General features: G+C 64.9%; 1 protein-coding gene. It reads left to right on the top strand.

Features of this window, described 5'->3' with window-relative positions; genetic code table 11:
• The first annotated feature begins 317 nt into the window (after positions 1-317).
• The gene (locus EOC06_RS31790) at positions 318-1,403 is read left to right on the top strand and encodes an HPP family protein (protein ID WP_128309648.1); all 1,086 of its coding nucleotides are present in this window, start codon (positions 318-320) and stop codon (positions 1,401-1,403) included.
• The last annotated feature ends 15 nt before the right edge of the window (positions 1,404-1,418 follow it).

Here is a 1,418-nt window from a genome sequence, read left to right as displayed (position 1 = left end):
CCTTGCGGCGATCACCGAAGCCCCGCGCCTTGACGGCGGCGATCTTCAGGCCGCCGCGCAGCTTGTTGACGACGAGCTGCCAGTCGCTCGTCCTCCGGAAGATCGAGAAGTCGATACTATCCATTCCAGTAGAAGATCTCCGAGCGCAGGCTCTGACGCGATTTGAAAAGCACCAGCCGTTGGCGGCGACCGCACAAATCGGTGCGCGCAATAATATTCCCACTGGCCGCGAATATTCGGATTGGTTTGACTTTCAAATCCATGGCTTCGGCGGCATTTCGAACAGCGCAGAATTCCACCTCGCCCCAGGGCTTACAATGGCCTTTCGCCTCTTTGTTCCGATCCTTGCCGGTGCGACGTTACGCGAGCGGCTGCTCGCCTGCATTGGCGCCACGATTGGCATCGCGCTGACCGGCGTGATCAGCGGGCTCGCGATGGGCGGCGGCCAGCATGTGGCGCTGCTGGTGGCCCCTATGGGCGCCTCCGCCGTGCTGCTCTTTGCCGTGCCGTCGAGCCCGCTTGCGCAACCCTGGTCGATTATCGGCGGCAATTCGATCTCTGCACTGGTCGGCGTGACAGTGGCGCATTTCGTGCACGATCCGGTGATCGCGTCGGGCCTCGCTGTGGCGCTGGCGATCGCCACGATGTCGTTCACTCGCTGTTTGCATCCGCCAGGCGGTGCCGCGGCGCTGACGGCCGTGCTTGGCGGACCGGCCGTGCTCAGCTTCGGCTTCCTGTTCCCGTTGGTGCCGGTGGCGCTGAACTCGACAATTTTGGTGGCGCTAGGCTTTATTTTCCACCTTCTGTCACGGCGCAACTATCCGCATGTCCACGTGGCCGCCGCAAACAATCACGGCAGCGCGGACAGCCCGCCGATAGAGCGTGTCGGCTTTCGGCCCGAGGACGTCGATGCGGCGCTCGCCGCTTTGGACGAAACCTTCGACATTGGCCGCGACGACCTCGAAAGGCTGCTGCACCAGGTCGAGTTGCAGGCGATGGCGCGCTCGCACCGAACGCTGCTTTGCCGGGACATCATGTCCTGCGACGTGATCTCGGTGCCGGAAACTGCCACCGCCGCCGTGGCGCGAAAGCAGCTTCTCGACCACAACATCCGCGCCTTGCCGGTGGTCGATGCGGACGGCCGGCTGGCCGGCGCCGGGGGGTTGCGCGAGCTGACGCAGACGACCGAAACGGTGAAGGGCGTGATCTCGAAGGCAGGCACCGCCTCGCCCGAGACGCCGGCGATGAGCCTGCTTCCCGTGCTCACAGACGGCCGCAGCCATGCCGTCGTCATCGTCGATGCCGAGCGGCGCATCCTCGGCCTGATCACCCAGACCGACCTGCTGGCGGCGGCGGCGCGCGTGCAGGTGTCAGACAAGTCGCCGCTCCAAGCAGTGGCATAGCGGCCAACCTAACAT

Source organism: Mesorhizobium sp. M7A.F.Ca.MR.362.00.0.0 (assembly GCF_004023175.1).
In the GTDB taxonomy this organism is placed as follows: domain Bacteria; phylum Pseudomonadota; class Alphaproteobacteria; order Rhizobiales; family Rhizobiaceae; genus Mesorhizobium.
Note: the sequence above shows the minus strand (reverse complement) of the source record. Positions and strands in the feature narration are given on the sequence as shown.